This window comes from Streptomyces aculeolatus (assembly GCF_020400605.1).
GTDB lineage: Bacteria > Actinomycetota > Actinomycetes > Streptomycetales > Streptomycetaceae > Streptomyces > Streptomyces aculeolatus.
Map to the genome: position 1 here is coordinate 71,433 of NZ_JAINRD010000013.1, position 16,938 is coordinate 88,370.

General features: G+C 70.1%; 13 protein-coding genes and 2 pseudogenes. 5 read left to right on the forward strand and 10 right to left on the reverse strand.

Annotated features, from left to right (window positions below; translation table 11 throughout):
* Positions 1-7: 7 nt before the first annotated feature.
* A complete protein-coding gene (locus LG396_RS21620; protein WP_225796016.1) occupies positions 8-1,402 on the forward strand; it encodes an IS30 family transposase in 1,395 nt (464 codons plus the stop codon).
* Positions 1,403-1,409: 7 nt separating this feature from the next.
* A pseudogene (locus LG396_RS21625) lies at positions 1,410-1,699 on the forward strand (integrase core domain-containing protein); the annotation flags it as partial.
* A 635-nt stretch (positions 1,700-2,334) separates the two neighbouring features.
* Here the strand turns inward: LG396_RS21625 and LG396_RS21630 are convergent.
* Entirely contained in the window at positions 2,335-2,703 is a 369-nt protein-coding gene (locus tag LG396_RS21630) for a hypothetical protein (RefSeq protein ID WP_225796017.1), read from the reverse strand.
* Positions 2,704-3,069: 366 nt separating this feature from the next.
* On the opposite strand from LG396_RS21630, the gene LG396_RS21635 reads away from it, so the two are divergent.
* From LG396_RS21635 to LG396_RS21645, 3 genes are all read left to right on the forward strand, one after another.
* The gene (locus LG396_RS21635; protein WP_225796018.1) at positions 3,070-3,246 is read left to right on the forward strand and encodes a hypothetical protein; all 177 of its coding nucleotides are present in this window, start codon (positions 3,070-3,072) and stop codon (positions 3,244-3,246) included.
* A 256-nt stretch (positions 3,247-3,502) separates the two neighbouring features.
* Positions 3,503-3,775: a hypothetical protein gene (locus LG396_RS21640; RefSeq protein ID WP_225796019.1), complete on the forward strand. Its 273-nt coding sequence runs from the start codon at positions 3,503-3,505 to the stop codon at positions 3,773-3,775.
* Positions 3,776-3,794: 19 nt separating this feature from the next.
* Positions 3,795-4,610 (forward strand): SPDY domain-containing protein, encoded by an 816-nt coding sequence (locus LG396_RS21645; RefSeq protein ID WP_225796115.1) that lies wholly within the window; start codon positions 3,795-3,797, stop codon positions 4,608-4,610.
* A 274-nt stretch (positions 4,611-4,884) separates the two neighbouring features.
* Here LG396_RS21645 and LG396_RS21650 read toward each other — a convergent pair.
* From LG396_RS21650 to fxlM, 9 genes and pseudogenes are all read right to left on the reverse strand, one after another.
* Positions 4,885-5,327: pseudogene (locus tag LG396_RS21650) on the reverse strand (hypothetical protein).
* 123 nt (positions 5,328-5,450) lie between these two features.
* Positions 5,451-7,187, reverse strand: coding sequence for a relaxase/mobilization nuclease domain-containing protein (locus LG396_RS21655; RefSeq protein ID WP_225796020.1), 1,737 nt, complete (start codon positions 7,185-7,187; stop codon positions 5,451-5,453).
* Positions 7,184-7,810, reverse strand: coding sequence for a hypothetical protein (locus LG396_RS21660; protein WP_225796021.1), 627 nt, complete (start codon positions 7,808-7,810; stop codon positions 7,184-7,186). The genes LG396_RS21655 and LG396_RS21660 overlap by 4 nt, the downstream gene beginning before the upstream one ends.
* Positions 7,811-8,000: 190 nt before the next feature.
* A complete protein-coding gene (locus LG396_RS21665; RefSeq protein ID WP_225796022.1) occupies positions 8,001-9,779 on the reverse strand; it encodes a hypothetical protein in 1,779 nt (592 codons plus the stop codon).
* A complete protein-coding gene (locus LG396_RS21670; RefSeq protein WP_225796023.1) occupies positions 9,776-10,417 on the reverse strand; it encodes a WhiB family transcriptional regulator in 642 nt (213 codons plus the stop codon). The genes LG396_RS21665 and LG396_RS21670 overlap by 4 nt, the downstream gene beginning before the upstream one ends.
* Positions 10,418-10,553: 136 nt before the next feature.
* Positions 10,554-11,252 (reverse strand): zinc finger domain-containing protein, encoded by a 699-nt coding sequence (locus tag LG396_RS21675; RefSeq protein ID WP_225796024.1) that lies wholly within the window; start codon positions 11,250-11,252, stop codon positions 10,554-10,556.
* Between the two features lie 7 nt (positions 11,253-11,259).
* Entirely contained in the window at positions 11,260-12,159 is a 900-nt protein-coding gene (locus LG396_RS21680; RefSeq protein WP_225796025.1) for a helix-turn-helix domain-containing protein, read from the reverse strand.
* Positions 12,160-13,655: 1,496 nt separating this feature from the next.
* A complete protein-coding gene (locus LG396_RS21685) occupies positions 13,656-14,756 on the reverse strand; it encodes a hypothetical protein (protein WP_225796026.1) in 1,101 nt (366 codons plus the stop codon).
* Between the two features lie 95 nt (positions 14,757-14,851).
* The gene (gene fxlM / locus LG396_RS21690) at positions 14,852-16,930 is read right to left on the reverse strand and encodes a methyltransferase, FxLD system (protein WP_225796027.1); all 2,079 of its coding nucleotides are present in this window, start codon (positions 16,928-16,930) and stop codon (positions 14,852-14,854) included.
* Positions 16,931-16,938: the final 8 nt, after the last annotated feature.

A 16,938-nucleotide genomic window follows, 5' to 3' on the forward strand; every position in this document is an offset into this window, starting at 1 on the left:
GTGTTGGATGGTTCGTCGTCAGCAGGCAGCGGATCGGGCGGTGCGCCCGAGGTTGAGGTCCCCGGGGCATCCGAAGTTTCAGCGTCACGTAGTAGCGGCGTTCTGGACCGAGATCGCCAAGGGTCTTCTCGCTGAGGAAGCGGCCGGGGTCGTCGGCGTGGCGCCGGCGGTGGCCACGCGCTGGTACCGGCAGTGTGGCGGCATGCGACCGTTCGATCCGAAGCCGCATTCGGGCAGGTACCTGTCGTTTCGTGAGCGGGAGGAGATCGCGCTCCTCAAGGCCCAGGGCAGAGGCGTACGCGAAATCGCTCGGGAAGTCGGCCGCGATCCGGGGACGATTTCCCGTGAGCTGCGACGCAACGCCGCTACCAGGTGCGGGAAGCTGGACTACCGGGCATCAGTCGCGCAATGGAAAGCCGACCTGGCCGCCCGCCGCCCGAAACCGGCGAAGATGGTCGCCAACCCGCGGTTGCACGCATACGTTCAGGAGCGACTGTCCGGACAGATCAGCACGCCCGGCGGCCAGGCGATCGCCGGTCCGGCGGCGGGTGAGTGGACGGGGCGGAACAAGCCTCATCGCAAGGACCGTGCGTGGGTGCAGGCGTGGAGTCCGGAGCAGATCGCGAACCGGATCAAGCTTGATTTCCCGGATGATGAGTCTATGCGCATCAGCCACGAGGCGATCTACCAGGCGCTTTACATTCAGGGCCGCGGGGCGCTGAAGCGGGAGCTGATCCTGTGCCTTCGCACGGGCCGCGCACTGCGCGCCCCGCGTGCTCGTTCGCGTCGCAAGACCTGGGCGCATGTCACGCCCGAGGCGCTCATCAGCGAACGGCCCGCCGAGGCCGAGGACCGTGCCGTTCCCGGCCACTGGGAAGGGGACCTGGTCATCGGGCTGGAGCGGTCCGCGATCGGCACGGTAGTCGAGCGGTCGACTCGATTCACGATGCTGATTCACCTGCCGCGCGAACAAGGCTACCGACACAAACACACAGTCAAGAACGGTCCTGCACTGGCTGGCTATGGGGCGATCACGATGAAGAACGCACTCGCCAACACGATGTCGACGCTGCCCAAGCGGCTGGCGCGATCGCTGACATGGGATCGGGGAAAGGAGATGTCGGCGCACGCGCAATTCAGAGTCGAGACCGGCATCCCAGTGTACTTCGCTGACCCTCATAGTCCGTGGCAGCGCGGCACGAACGAGAACACCAACGGGCTCCTGCGCCAGTACTTCCCGAAGGGCACCGATCTCTCGAGGTGGTCCGCCGAGGAGATCGAGGCCGTGGCCCACGCTCTCAACACCAGACCCCGGAAAACGCTCGGTTGGAAGACACCGGCCGAGGCGCTCAACGAGCAGCTACTGTTGCTCCAACAAGCCGGTGTTGCAACGACCGGTTGAATCCGGCCAGTTCCGGTCACGGAAGGTCGCCACCGTACTCACCAGGCACGGCCTGGTCGGCTCGATGGGCCGGGTCGGGCGGCCGGCGACAACGCCACGATGGAGAGCTTCTTCGCGCTGCTTCAGAAGAACGTCCTCGACCGCCGTGCCTGGGCCACTCGGCAGCAACTGCGGACCGCGATCGTGACCTGGATCGAGCGCACCTACCACAGACGCCGGCGCCAGCGACGCCTGGGCCGTTTGACCCCGGTCGAGTACGAGACCATCATGAGCCCGCCCGCAGCTCTAGCTGCATAAACCCCGCTGTCACCCGATCATGCAGCAGTCCCCTTCGCCGAAGCCGGCGACGCGCTCACAGCCACTGCCACGGTGACACATGCAGCAATGACCACCCCGGCTGACTGCATGAGATTCGTGCGGATATTCACGTGCTTCCCCCTCGACCGTTGGCGGTGCTCGGCTGCCCGGCGGGGGCGCGCGTACGGGCCCGCACGACGGCGCACGCGGGGTGCTCCCCCAGGTGCCCGCCACGGTTCCACTTGATCGGAAGCGGTCACAACGCCCTTTCGCCACAGCGAAAACCGCAGCTCAGGCTGGCGCGGCAACTGCCCAGTTCCGCACCCGGCTCACGCAATGCGCATCGATCAGTCGCGGTCCTCCGCCCCGGTCACGCCGCCCGACCGTCAATCCCATAGTCCATCATTCACCCGTTCGGGCGATCCGGGGCCGTGGACGACGGGGTGCTGCCCCCTCGGGGGGCCGAGGAAGTTCCGATCAAGCGGTCATGTCGTAATGCTTGTGCAGAGCAGGCGAGCCGCGTTGAAAGGCTCTGCCTGTACGGCGGAGCCTTTCCTTTTGACTGACGGAGGGGTCGCTTGCTCCGCCTTCGCGTCAGTTCATTGCATTCCGTTGACGTTCTACCCGTGCGGGCATTAAGACGCTCTACCGCACCCCGAGAACGTGAGTTTCCCATTGTTGTTGTTGTAGCTCTGGCACACCACAGTCTTGTTGGTGACCACTTCGGTCCGTTCGTACCTCCAATACCCGCGTGCCGCGTCACGATAGTAGTGCCTTTTGAGCTGTGCGATTTTCAGCGTGTACGGTCCACCGTTGTTCTGGTAGATGCTGCAGTTCCACGAGGTGATCGTGCCCTCCGGAGTGCCGTTGACTACGGTGCGGTCGGCTGTCCGGCAGGTGACGTCTGTGGCTGCGGATGCGGTCCCAGCTGAGATGCCGACAAAGCTGATTCCGGTGAGGAGCGCTGTTGTTGCGCTGGCGAGCACACGACGGTTGAGTGCCAAGGCTTTTCCCTACTGCTGCGTTGCCGGTGGAAGCTCTGTCGGGTAACAGATATCGCCAGAAGGGTCGGCGGCATATCAACGCGTCGCAGGGCCGCTCGAAGTTCAATCGATCGGCCCTGGACAAATAGTCGACCACCGGCGGTGACCATCCGGTCCTGCACCGCAGGGCTGGGTGCACCCGCGTCAACACCTCGGGCGTCACCACAGCTACGACTCGGTGAGGACGTGCATCCATGACCGGTCGACGGCGTCGCCTCCGTCCCGGCCGACAGCGCCCTCGGGAACCTCCGCCCAGGCGTGCGCGCCGTCGGGAGGGAACCGGGCGCCGAGCACCCAGTGGGCCTGGCGGTGGCCGGGGGTGCTGCCGTGTTCGTGGCCTGGTCCCTGGCCCGGCGCTCCGCCGGTGAGCCGGCGGGCGGCGGGGCGGAACTCGTCCGGCGGAAGGCGGACATGGACGGCCAGGTCATGATCGAGGGCAAGCGGCTGCGGATCGGCACCGCACATGCCGGGACGATCGTGACGGTCATCCTGATCGGGAGGTGACCCGAGCGAATGCGGGTGTGGTCACGAAGATCCGCAGTAGCCATCGGCGGCCAGGTGGACGCTGGCGGAGCAGTTCGCCAGGGGCCGACAGGAAAGATCGCGAGATGACTGGCCAAGTGGGCTGCGGGCATGTCAACATCGACGACCTTGCCGGAAATCCCCAGGTCAGAGAGGTGATTTGCTCGTGACTGCGGCTCATGTTGGCAACGGTTGTTCGACCAGTTCCGAGGCTGTGCGGCCGGGTGAGCGCCCGGAGATGACCGTCGGTGATCTCATCACCCTGCTGTCCGCCTGCGACCGGGACGCCCCGGTCCGTCAGGCGATGAACCCGTTCTTCCCGATGGCCCATCGCCTTGCGCAGGTGGTGCCGTCCGTCGACGAGATGGGCCGGCCCGTCGTCTACCTCGCCGAAGGGCGGGACGAGGACAGCCAACTCGGCTATTTGCCTCCCGAGGTGGCGGTGGTCCTGGCCTGGCAGAGCCCCGTCCAGCCGCCCCCGCGCGATCCCCGCCGCACCGTCGGCGGTTGAACCGCAGCCGACCGCCCTTCTGGAGGCGCCCCTGTATTCCGGCTTCCCGCTCGACCCGTCCGATTCGACCGGCGCACAACGCGCGTACTGGGTCGGCCCTCGTCATCTGGCCGGTGACGACGGCCGCCTCTACGACACCGTCGCCGACGTCCTCGGCGGCCTGGGCTGGACGAGCCTGACCATCGTCCGCGGCCGGCAGGAGCCCGACGAGGAGCCGGAGGATCGCCAGGTCATCCGCAGCACCGTCCTGCACATCAGCCCCGATGCCTTGTGCTGGGCCCAGTGGATGCTGGCGGACGAGCCGTTCCATCTGGGGGACCTGCCGATCGCCTGGCAGGTCTCCGCCCGTACAGACACCAGCGGCCCGGCCCAGTGGTCGGCCTACTTCACGCCCGACGTGCCCGGCGAGGCGGTGGCCGACTTCCTCACCGCCCTCGACGCCCGCCCCCACTCCGCGGTACCGCACGTTCGCCCTGGGCTGGTCCTCGACGCTGTCACCGCCTACGGGTGGCTCCGCGACGCCGACCAGAGCACGGGGGCGACGGACCCCACGTTCATCTCGCACGTCAGCCTGGGTGAGGTACCGCCCCTCATCCAGGACGCAGACCCGCGCACCCTGACCACAGGATCCGACGAGCCGGCCCCGGACGGATGGCAGGCATGGGCCCAGCCCGCACCCGGCGCACCGTGCCTGTGGGCGGTCTCCTTCTCCGCGTCCGTCCCGCACGACCTCGTGGCCGCGTTCGCCGCCTCCCTCAGCTCGACCGCGGCGGTCCTGCGCCGAGTAGTGCCCGAGGCCACCCGCGAACGACTCCTGTGGACACCCGCCGGATAGTGCCCACACTCCTGCGCGCACGCATCACCGGCCTTCCGCGACGAAGCCGACGCCGCGACGACCCCTCTTCCCCCGGCTGCGACGTGATTGGTGCGCTCCGGCAAGTGCGCCGCTTTCACGGTGGATCCTCGGTAGGTGCAGGCTGGCATCGTTAGGAGAGCGGGCTGCGGTGACGCTGAGGGCGGTGGTGATGCGCACGGGCGTGGAACGCCCTGTTGATGCTGGACGGTGGCGGTTCGGGCCTTCGGGCCCGGTGGGGTCGTAGGGGCGGGTGTCAGTGCCCGAGGTGGCGCAGGCAGTCCTCGAACGTCGCGTGCGTGGCGTCCGCGGGCCCGGCGTGCCGGTTGTACCAGGCGGTGTCCAGGCGTATCTCGTGCTGCTGGTGGCCTTTCCGGCAGCGTAGCCAGACCTGATCACGGGTGGACAGGATCAGCCAGTCCCGGTACGCGCCGCACTCGGCGCAGGCGACCAGCTCGCCGTCGAGGACGAGCGGCTGCTTCCAGGGCATCATCCGGCCGTCGAGCTGGTCGTGGCTGGGCACCCGCAGCTCCGGCGGAAGGAAGTCGTCCACTGCGCGGGCTGGCGCTGCCTGCTCCAGCTCCGCCCGCATCCGCTCGACCTCCGGCGGTACCTGCCCGTCCATCTGCACCGCCGTTCGAAGAACCGGCGCTCGGCCTCGCTCGGCTCGGCGGCCCGGCGGCGTATCCGGTGAAACACCCTGTCGTCCTCCCTTTCCTCGTAGATCGTGTCGGGTCCTGTGGTGGTGTCCTGGGCACGAAGGTCTGCAGTCCGCGGGGGTGGTGCCGGTAGCCGCCGAGACTTCGCTTCGGCGGCTGCTCACTATGACCCGGTGGTTCCGTTGCCGGAGCGCGCCGTACGTGCTGCTCGACGCAGAGACGGCCTTGGCGTGGGTGGCGAGTTCCACGTGGCGCTCGGGGCACGCTCTGGCATTTCCAGAGGCAGGTTGGCGGTGCGCCGCAGCCGCCAGACGAGAACGTCGCTGACGGAATCCGCGGTGTCCAGTTCACGGCGGCGTGCGGCTCGGGTCAGCAGGGCGGTCGGGTCGTGGCCGGCGCGTTGGGCGTCGGCGAGGGTCGCCGCGAGGGCGTGCCAGCCGGGTTCGCTGAGGATCTGCTCGGCCAGTTCCGGCAGCGCCTCGCGGAGCTGGGCGGTGTGGCGCTGCTCCTGCGGTCGTGGAAGGCGTCGGCCGCGCTGTGCCAGCGTCGCCAGCGGTGCGGGGGCGGCTGCCCGGTAGGCGGCGCGCAGGTGTGCGGCGGCTTGGCGGGCGGCGGCGGCCTGCTGGGCGTGCCCCTTCCTCGCGTGCCAGTGCGCGGCGGCGGTGATGAGGAAGAACAGCATGTCGATCGCCATCGCGGTCGTGGCGCCGTCCTCGCCGTAGCCGAGTGCGGAACCGCTGTGGACGAGGTCGCGCGCGGCCTTGCGCAGGGCGCGGTCGTGTCCGCGTACGGCGCGGATGTGGGAGCGCGAGGCCCGTTCGAAGGTGGTCGCCGCGTCCCGGAGTTCGCGGCGGGTGTGGGCGGCGGAGGTCTTCGCGAGCGCGTCGAGGACTTCTCCGGCTGCGGCGATGTGGGCGGCGGCAACCGGGTCGTCGCCGTGCTCGACGACGAGCACGGCCCGCCAGGCGGCCGATGCCGCCTGGCGTCGGGCGGTCGCCGGAGCATCTGTGCGTCCGCCTGCGGCATCTTGCGGGCGGGGGGCTTGCTCGCCCTCTTGCAGGGTGCCGCTGGTGAAGCGCTCCCGGATGCGGGGCAGCGAGAGGTCCGGGGCAAGACGCGCGCCGGGATAGAACACCGGCAGGCCCTCCTTGTTGCGGTCGTCGACCAGAGCGACCTTGTATCCGAGGAGGTCGCCGGAGGGTGCGGCGCGCTTGCGGATGAGGAGGCCGGCGTCGGCGAGCCGGTCGAAGAACTCGTCCTCGTTGGTCGCGCCGGCGACGGCCTGCCGGACAGTTTCGCGGAGTTCTTCGCGGGCGGTGCGTTCGCGGCCCTGGCGTCTGGCTTTGTGGCGTTCGGCGCTGGTGGGCCGTTGTGCTGCGGTGCCGTCGCCGGGGGCGACCTGGTGGAGGCGGAGGTCTTTTTCGATGAGGCGGGCTTCGGTCTGTGCTCGTGTGCCGGAGCGGTAGTCGTCGGGGCGGTGGCCGTCTTCGGTGACGAGGGTGGCGACGATGTGGATGTGGTCGTCCGCGTGTCGTATGGCGGCCCAGCGGCAGCCGGGCTGTCCGCTGCCGGGGTCGATGCCGGTGGCGGCGACGATGCGGCGGGCGATGTCGGCCCATTCCTCGTCGGACAGGGTCCGGTCCCTCGGGTCGGCGCGCACGGAGGTATGCCAGACGTGCTTGGCCGGGCGGGCGTGCTTGGCGAGGGCCATGACGGGTTGGTCGAGGAGTTGTTGGAGGTCTTTGAGGGTGGCGTTCGGGTCGCGGCCGGGGTCGGGGGACATGCCGTCGAACGAGGCGACGAGGTGCGGGTCGGTGTGCTCCTCGGCCTTGCCGGGGCCGTAGAGGTAGGCGAGGAGGCCGATGGTCCGTGAGCCGGACTCGTTGACGCTGGGGATCACGAGCTGCGGCGCTCGATGAGCCGTGCGGCGGCTTCGCGGGTGGTGTCGGCGGCTCGTCGTACGGCGGCGACGGCCGCTTCGAGGTAGGGGGCGTCTGCTTGGGAGTTGAGTGCCTTGGCGGCTTGGTTGAGGTTGCTGCCGGCCCAGCCGAGGCGGCGTCGGCAGTCGAACAGGGCGGTGATCACTTCGCGTTCGTCGGCGATCTCGGCGCTGGTGCGGTCGAGGTCGCGGGCGGCTGCGAGCGCGGAGCGGGCGAGGAACCCGGCGACGGACAGGTTGCACCGGGCGGCGGCGGACTTGATCAGGGTGAACTCGTCATCGTTGAAGCGGGTGGCGGGTTGGTGCAGGCGCTTCTTCTCGCGCGGCTGACGCGGGCGCTGACGCGCACGGGGCGCGCGCGGGCGGCGTGCGCGGCGGTCTGGGGGCTTCTCCTGTTGTCCCGGCTTCGATCCGCCCTCGGTCGAAGCTTGCTGGACCTGCGCCCCCCGGTGCAGGTCCGAGCCCGCCCCCTCGGGGGCGGGTTCGGCGGAAGCTATGCTTCCGCCCCAACTTGCTCGCCCGGAGACCGAGTTGATCTCGCCGTCATGTTGGGGGGTGTGCCCGTTCGGCGTTGGAGTTGTCATCAGCCGCATTCCGGGCATCGGGCGAGGTGGCTGGTCAGGGCGCGGGCCATCCGCGCCTTCGTCGACGCGGCCTGTGTCGCGCTGCATCTCGCCGCCGGGCGGCCCTCGTGCCGGACGGAGTGGGCCTTCAAGTAGCCGATTTCCCGCTCATACACCGCCTGGAGGGCGGTGAAGCCGGCGCAGGTCCTGATCATGTGGTGCCCTTCGTCGTCGTGGCGTGGTCGTCGCTGCGTAGTTCGCGCAGGACGAGGCTGAGTTGGGAGTTCCGGCCGCCTTGGAGTCCTTCGCGGCGGAGGATCTCGCGGAGCTGGACGCGGGTGATCGCCGCGTTGCCGTCGCGGGCGAGCACGGCCCGGACGTGGGGTCGCACCTGCTCGACGAGCTGGTCCACCGGAAGCGGCGGGTCCTGCTGCCGAGGGGTGCGGGACCGGCTGCTGTGCTTGCCCTTGCTCTTCTTCACGTTCGCCTTCTTGCGCCGCACGGTCCCCGGTCCCCGGTCCCGGCTCGGTCCCCGGAGGGGGGTGGACTCGGTCCCCGGGTGGTTATCCGTGGGCGCGGGGACCGGTCCCCGGTCCGGCGTGCTCGCGGTCCCCGGTTCACGGTCTTCTGGTTCCGTGCCGGTCCCCAGGCGGTGGTGCGTGGGTGCGGGGACCGGTCCCCGTGGCGGGTTCGGTTCCCGGTCCCCGGCTTCGGCCGGGGTGTGGGGACCGGGTGCTGGTACCGGCAAGCTGGAGACCTTCGGCGGGTTGACCTGGTCTTCCACGAGTGTGGGGACCGGTCCCCGGTCCGGCGTGATCGCGGTCCCCGGTTCATGGCCTTGTCGTTCTGTGCCGGCCCCCGGGAGGTGTTGTGCGTCGGCGGGGACCGGTCCCCGTGGCGGGTTCGGTCCCCGGTCCCCGGCCTCGCTCGGAGCGTGGAGACCGGGCGCGCTCCCCGACCGGCCCGGCGGGTTGATCCGGGTATCCATGGGACCGGGGACCGGTCCCCGCAGCCGGTTCGGTCCCCCGTCCCCGGCGGCGGGGACCGCCTGCTCGGGGACCGCCTGCTCGGGGACCGCCTGCTCGGGGACCGACTGGTCGGGGACCGTCGGTGCGGGGACCGCAGTGTCGAGGCTACCGATGGTGGGCGGGGTCCAGGGGGAGGGGAGGGGGATGGTGGCGAGGGTGAGTGCGTGGCGGCGGGCGGCGAGTTGTTGGAGCAGGCGTGCGCGCTGCTGGGGGGCGGTGCCGACCTCGGCCCTGCCGAGTGCTTTCGACAACCGTTCGGTCAGGCGCCGCCCGCGGCGGCTGTGCTGCTGCTCGGGCGTCTGGCCCGCGAGCCGGGCGGCCAGGGCGACCGCGCGGTCGGTGGCCCTGTCCCGGGTGATCTGCGCGGCGTCCCGGTCGCGGGCGGCGATGCCCAGGCGGGACAGGAGCCGTTCGCGGGCTTCCCGCCCCAGGGTGGCGATCAGCGAGTGGGACGCGGCACCGGGGGTGCGCAGGCGCAGCTCGATGCCCATGGCCAGGTGCCACAGCACCGCCGCCATGATGGGGCCGACGAAAGCACGGACTGTCCCGCCGACCGGACCGCTTTCGGCGTAGGCGGGGATCACCTGGACCCCGCTGATGATCCAGACCAGGGTGCCGGGCAGGCCGGGTGCGCCCTGGGTCGTCAGGTTCTGGCGGGCCATCAGCGCCGTCGCGAAGAGCGCCAGCTCGGCCGCGGCGAACATCGCAGCGCGTTCGGCGGTGCCGGCCATGTCGAGGTAGTCGGCGGCGAACCGCCAGCTCGTGTCGGCGCTGTAGGCGGTGCAGCCCAGGGCGGCCATCGCGGCGACCGTGACCGCCGCACTGCCGCGACCGTCCCGTGGCCGGGCGCCGTGTCGCCGGAGGGCCCGGACGGTGAGCACGATGGCGAAGGCGGCGAGCAGTGCGGTGGCGAGGAGGAGGTCCGGTTCCGGAGTGGTGACGGGGGGCAGGACCGCGGTCATAGGGCCTTTCCAGCAGGGGCGGATGCGGTGGTCGACGCGGCGGTTCGGGGTATCGGCTGCCGTGTACGGGGCCTGCTCGGGGCGGGAGCGTCCGCGGCTGGACTGGTCGTCCTTCGCTTCCTTTTCGGCTGGGGGACGCCGTAGGTGCGGTCGCGGTCGAAGACCTTCAAGGCGGCTTGGCGGAGCAGGTCTCGGGCGTGCCGGTGGCTGATCTGCAGGGCGGCGGCGAGTCGGTCGGGGCGCCAGCCGCGGAGGTAGGCGTGGTCGATGACGAGCTGCCGCTCGGCTTCGGTGAGGTGGACGTCGCGTCCGTCGAAGACCGCGCGCACGCGCCGGTAGTCCAGGCGCCGGTGCAGCCCGTCGTGCCACGGGCGCTGCTCGGCTTCGGTCAGCCCGCCCCAGATGCCGTCCTTGAGGCCGTTCTCCACCGCGTAGTTCAGGCAGTCGGCGCGCACCGGGCACAGGGCGCACAGCTCTTTCGCCTCGGCGATGGCGATGTGGTCCCGCGGGCGCGGGAAGAACACATCGTCTGCGTCCGCCGGGTCCAGGCCGTAGCACGCGCCGCGGTTGTGCCAGCTGGTGTCGGCGATGCCGCGCAGGCCGGTGGCCGACGCCTCGTGGGTGGTGATGTATCGCAAGGGGGCGGTCTCCGATGGGCTGCGCGCTGGGCGGACGCGACGTCGGGCACGGCTACGGCACCACCAGGGGGCGCCGCAGCAGAGGCGAGGTGAGGGGACGAGCGGGCGGGGATGCCGCTCGGATTTGCGCGGTCGGTCAGGACGCCGCGCGCTGTTCGGGGTGCTGGTCGGCGGCGAGGTCGAGTCGGCCGGGGTGGGGGGTGGCGCGCGGTGCGGTGCCGCGGGCGGAGCCGTCGGGGCCGATCCGTCGGCGACGGCACGGCTCCCCGGCCTGGGCCCGGCACCACTCGCACCGCACGTTCAGGGCGTCGGGCAGTCCCTCGGCCACGGCCGCGTCCCGCGCGGCGCGGGCGGGCCGGTACGGGGCGAGGGCATCTCGGGCGGCGGGCGGGATGCAGGTACCGACCTCACGCAACCGCGCCTCCAGCGCCGCGTCGACCCGATCGCGACCGCGGGAGATCGCCCGGTACTGGGTGGGCTGGGCATTGCCGAGGGCGACGGCTTGGCGGGCGCGGGCCAGCTCGGCGGTCCAGGCGGGCTGGTCGTCGGGGTCGACCCGCGGGGTGGGGTCGGTGTGGCGGAGCATGCGCTCGCGCCGGTGGCTCTCCCACGGGCGGGCGACGTCGGCCGGCACGATCGGGTACGGCGAGATGCGGATATGCCTGCGCGCCGCGGCATAGGCGTCCCAGCCGTACTCGGTGGCGATCGGTACGTCGCCGAGCAGTTCGTGCCACTGGGCGAGCTGGTCGCTGACCTCGTTCGGGTCGGTGCGGATGGTGCGGGGGTCGAGGCGGCTGATGTAGGCGAGCAGGGCTGCGGTTTCACGGCGATCCACTCTCTGGCTACTCCGTTCCGGTCGGCTCGTCGAGGGCGGCCAGCAGGGCGGCGGTGTGGGCCTGGGCCCGGGTCATCCCGCCGGGCCGGGCGGGGGAGGGGCCGGGCACGGCGTACAGGCCGGAGCGGTGGGGGGAGTGCTCCCGGGCGATCCAGGAGCGCCAGTCGGCAGCCCACGCCGCGGCGTGGCGTGGGGCGAGGTCGGCGCGGTGGGCACGCCACTTCGCGTCGGCGGCTTGCAGGGCCTGCTCGCCGAGGCGGTCGAGGTGTCCCTGTTCGCGGATCCAGGTCAGGGTTGCTGGGTCGGGCTGCCATCCGGCGGCCGGCGTGACGGCGCCACGCGCGCTCCTGCTCTTACTCCCGTTCCTTTCAGGTTCACTACTGTTCTGGGTGCCGGTTTCCGGTACCTCGCTATGCCGGTTTCCGGCACCTCGGGGTATCGGTTTTCCACCTGAGGTGCCGGTTTTCGGTACTGCCGGTTTCCGGCACCTCGCGGGGGAAACCGGCACCTCACGCAGTCGGATTCCGTACCGTCCGAGCGCCGAGACCTGCAGGGCGGGCGGGGCCTCCGGCTCCTCTATGGGCGCTCCCTCGCCGCCGCTTGCCTCATGCTGCTGGCGCTTCGCTTCTGCGATCGCCCGGGTGGCCAGCGGAAGGCGGTAGACCGTCCTGCGCTGCGGGCCCATGAGGTCGTCGAGCTGCTCCAGTTCACCGGCCTTGATGAGCCGGCCGATCGCTTCGCGCACGGTCGAGACGGAGGCGTTCGTGCGGGTGGCCAGATCGGGCAATGAGGCCCAGGACACGCACTGTTCGTCGGCTATCCGGTCGGCTATCGACAGCAGCACCAGCCGTGCGGTCCCGCGGCTGGAGCTGTTCTCCCACACCCACTCGCGGGCATCGGTGCTCACCGGCCGCTCCGGGGCCCGGCCTGGGGGTTCCCGGCCTGCAGGGAAAAGGCGGTGTGCCATGGCCCGCCGGTCCGGGAAGGAGTGGAGGCGCAGGCTGAGGCGCCGGCCACGCGCATGGGCCTTTTACACGGGGGGCAGGGCATGCAAGACTCTCCTCTTCAGTGTCGCCACGCTGACGTGCCCGGTGCAATGGGATCAGCGTGGTGATGTCGGGCAAACTCCGCCCCTGGCAGGGCGGGTTACGCCGTGGGCGTCGGCGTCCGAGAGTTCCCGCTCTCGGACGCCCACGCTGCATTTGCCCCCGGGATCCCGAACCGCATTGCCGGCCGTTCCCTTCCTCCGTGGGACCGGGCGGGATCCCCAGGGGACGACGAACATACGCACACCCCGCCGCGGAGATCCAGAGTTGGCTCCAAAACCCTGTACTAGTCGCACACAGTGACGTCGAGAGTGATACCCCGAGAGAGCGCTCAAGTCGCAGACCCGAGGGCTTCATTGAGCTGCCGGCCTGCGGGACTGCGCCCTGCTCGCGAGAGGCTGTGCGACACGCGGCGTGGTGAGAGGGAATCCCTCAGCAGTACAGGGGCGGGAGCAGTTGGTGCATGGGAAGCGTCATGACTGCTCGCGCATGGCCCGGCTTAATTTCGTCGCCGCCGTAGCCGATCCGCCGCCCTCCTGCGGGTGCCCGGGCATACCCGGCGAAGTACCGGTGACGGGCTGAGGGCCATCCACATGAAATGCACTGCGCACCGTTACCCCTCCCTCCAGGCCACCGGCTTGTGTCGGCGATCGGCTGTCAGGCGACCCTAAAAGCCCTCCAAGAGCGCGTCAACGTGCGACGAGGCCACCACCGCGTGGAACTCCATCAGCAGTCTTTCTCTCCGTCTGCCGAAGAGCAATACCGGGATGGCTGCACCAACTCATGTAGATTGACGGCGCGTTGGGGCTTTCGAAGCCTGAGCCATCCGTGTCGGAGACCGGGCTGAACGTGCGTTCCGCCCCTTCTCCGTCTCACATCGTGGACGTTTGAGGGGTGGATGCGTCAGCGCTGAGGTATTTTCCGCCCGCGGCAGGCGATCTCAGTTTCATAACGCCTGTGAGAACGAAGTCCGTGTCGATGCGGAGGAGCGAGCGCCCCGCCGCTGTCCGGGAGGCAGCGCAACTGGAGGCCGGAGAGGGATTCGGGCTCGTGTGTCGCACCGCTTCGACCCGCCGTGCCAGCTCGGCGAAGTTCAGCGCATCCTGCGCACAACCCGCGGCGCTCTCCCCGACATCCAGGACGCCGCGTCCGCCGAACTGCACCGACTGCGCAGGGAAATGGCAGCCTGAACACCGACTGACCTTCTCGCGACTCCGGCCGACATCGTGGCCCGACAGGATTTGACGAAGAACGGCTGGCAGGTGGACTACTTTACCTCCCGCCTGACTTGAAAAAGCCTTCGTCGTTGGTAAATCGCCAGGGTGGGGCGGAACGAGGCGATGGCCTGCGCCGGGCGTCAGGTGCCGAGGAGGCTGCCGCGTATTACTCGGTCTCCAGTGCGTGTCGCAGAGAGAAGGTCACTGAGCAGATCCGCCGGGAAGTCTCCTGAGTCCAGGGCGCATTCGCGGAGGAGATTGCGGCATTGCTGCTTTTTCCTGTCGCTGGATAGTTCGGTGAACTGCGTGTCGGTGAGGGTTTCACGGGCGGCGTAGCCGTCTCCGGCTTCCATCGTGCGGCGGTGGAGGTCGTCGACGAGAGCACGCGTGATGGTCTGGCCGGTGGATCGTGCAGCAGCAAGGATCGTGAGGCCGAGACGTATGTCGAAGACGGTCGTGCCGTGCCCGGTAGGTGCTGCGAGGTAGATGTTGGCCAGGTCGGCGACGGGCTGCATGGTCGATTCGCCGGCAGCGAGGTTGCACAGCACCGCCAGGCACGCGGCGACGATCTGTTCCCACGGGTCGCCTGGCGTCGTGTGGTCGAGCAGGCTTCGGGCGCGGTCTGTGTCGCCGGTGGTGAGGGCGGCGAGGACGGTGACCTGGCGCCCATCCAGCATCCGGGACCCGATCCCGTGGTGCTGTTCGATGTGCGCCAGGGCTTCGTCCCAGCGCCCTTGGGTGGTGAGGGTGCGTGTGCCGTCGGCGAGGAGCACCCGCCACAGCCAGGCGTGAACTTCCTTGCGATCCTCCGCGGTCGCGGTGAGGTCCGCGGGGATGGAGATGTCCTCGAAGCGGACGGGGGTACCCGTGCCGACTGCTTCGAACAACGCGAGGAGTCGACGTCGGCCTTCGTCACCGCGGCCTGCGCGCACCTGGAGCCTGGCGAGGTTGACGGCCGGTTCCAGGGCGCGGATCGCGCTCATTGCGGGCAGCGGGCAGGCGTGGAGGTAGGCGGCGGCGTGCTGGTGGCACATCTCGCGGGCGAGGTCGGGAAGTCCCAGGTCGGATGCGACGAGGGCGGCCTGGTTGTAGACCGCGGAGGCATCGCCCTGGTCGGACTCGCTGGCGGCGGCGTCAGCGAGCTGTGCGATGGAGGCGATGCGTTCGGGCAGAGGGAGGCAGGCGGGTCGGAAACGCGCGACGAGCGGGAAACGCTGCGCGATCGGTCCGTGCGGGTCCATAGGTCCCCCGGGGGGCTAAGTGGCGAGGTGCGGGAGACTGCCGTGCCCGCCAGCGTGAAGAAGTGGCGGGCACTGGCTGTGCGGCGGTCAGGTTGTCAGCCGAAGTCGACGACGACGCGGTTCAGCGGTGTGTCGAGGGTGAACAAGCCAGCCCGCTGTTCCACGTGCGGCGTGGTCAGGTCGTGCAGCTCGAAGGTGGCCTCGCGCTTGCGGTAGTCGCGGTCCCAGGTGCGTACCGCGTCGGCGACCTGCGCCGCCAGTTCGTTGCTGCCGGGGCCGTGTGCGATGACGCCGAACTCCCACAGCCTGCCGCCCTGGGAGGTGGTCTGGTCCGAGACGCGGCGGGCGAGGTAGGCGACGGCGCCTCCTTGGACGGCTGCGGTTGAGGAGGGGTAGGGGTCCTCGGTGAGCAGGGTTCCCTTGGCGGTCGCCGGGAAGAACATCTGGATCAGACCGGACGGCAGCGTGCAGGAGATGAACAGTTCCATCCACTCGGGGGACTCCATGGCGCGGACGGTCATTCCGGTCCACTCCTCGACCCGAGGCTGCTCCAGCACTCCGGCCAGGGCTTCGGTGTCGATGGTCTGGACGGTCGGACCGTGCAGCCTCACAGTTCCGTCTGCGCTGAGGGGGATGTCGCGGTGGTCGTCGTCGGCAATGCCCTTCCGCAGCGGCATGAACGTGTTCATCTCGGAGCCGGCGGAGGTCCACCGGCCGTCGCGCTTCTCGTAGGCGATGGAGCGGGAGACGGTTCCCTTGAGCCGTTGGGGGGCGACGAGCCGGCCGCCGTCGGCGAGCTGTGCGAGCCAGGCGTGCGGGATTCCGTGCGCGCCGACGGTGGCGATGATCCGGTCGTACGGCGCTCCCTCGGCGTGGCCGACAGCGCCGTCCCGCGTCAGTGCCGTGACATTAGTGACGCCCGCTGCGGCGAAGTGCCGTTGTGCGCCTTCTACCAGGTCCTCATCGACGTCGATGGTGGTGACATGGCCGTCCTCGCCGACGAGGTGGCCGAGGAGTGCCGCGTTGTAGCCGGTGCCGGCGCCGAGTTCCAGGATGCGCTCGCCGGGCTGAGCGTCGAGCTGGTCGAGCATGAGGGCCACGATGATCGGCTGCGAGGCGCAGGAGATCGACGTGCCGTCCTCGTCGTGCTTCACGTCCACGACCGCGTTGGCGTAGGCCGCTTCCAGCGGCGAGTCGGGGACGAACAGGTGCCGCGGCACGGCGCGCAGCGCTTGCTCGACCGCGGGTGTGCGGGCGCGGCCGGCGGCCTTGATCTGGTCGACGAGGGCGTTGCGGAGTCGCGCGGCGTCGGCGGCGGGGGTGGTGAGGGTTTCGGCGTTCACCGGGCTGACGGTATCCGCTTGAGGGGGCGTTCCATCTGTTGATGGGGTGGTGTCCTGGGCTTGCATGATGACCTCTCGTGCGATGTGGGATAGGGCGTGCTGGTCTCCAGGTGAGAGGCCGGCACGGTTGGCGTGGAAGAGAGCGTGGTGCGCGAGGACGGCGCGCAGTCCGCGGGTGAGTCGGCCCTTCGCCGCGAGTTCGGCGAGCCGTGCTCCGGCCCGCTCGAACGCGGATACCCATGGGGCGTGTTCGTCGAGTGGGCCGCCGGGCTGGGCCAGGTCTGCGGTGTTGGCGGTCATCAAGGTGCGCATGGCTGGTACCAGGGCTGCGCGTCGCTCCGAGGTGATGGGCGTGGCAGCCGGACGGAGATCGGCGTACTTCGCCCACACGTCGCCCTGCTCGTACCAGTCCAGGCCGGCGGCCCGCAGCATGGTGCTCGTGAGGAGGACGGCAGTCTCTCGGCGGCCGAGGCGTCGAGGGGCGGGCCTGTAGGTGAGCAGGTGGCGGCTGTCCATGTGGAAGAGGATGTGCGCGGCGTCTACGGCCTGAGTGCCGCCCAAGACGAAGGTCTCGGGCTCGTAGATGCCAAGATGCCAGGACACAACGGTGCCGTCGGCAGCGAGGTCGACCAGGAGGCGCTGCAGGATTGGGGACGGCTCGGGCGCCCGGTAGCGCAGTGGCCAGGGCTGCTTGTTCATGAACCACCAACCGTTGACCTCACCGGCGTTCTCGGCCGCGAGCAGCGCGGGGCCGAGACGTTCGGCGACGGCGACCTGCGCGGTCTCCCGGTCGGGGAACACGACGTTGTGCTGATGCCAGCGGGGGGGCATGGACGTCC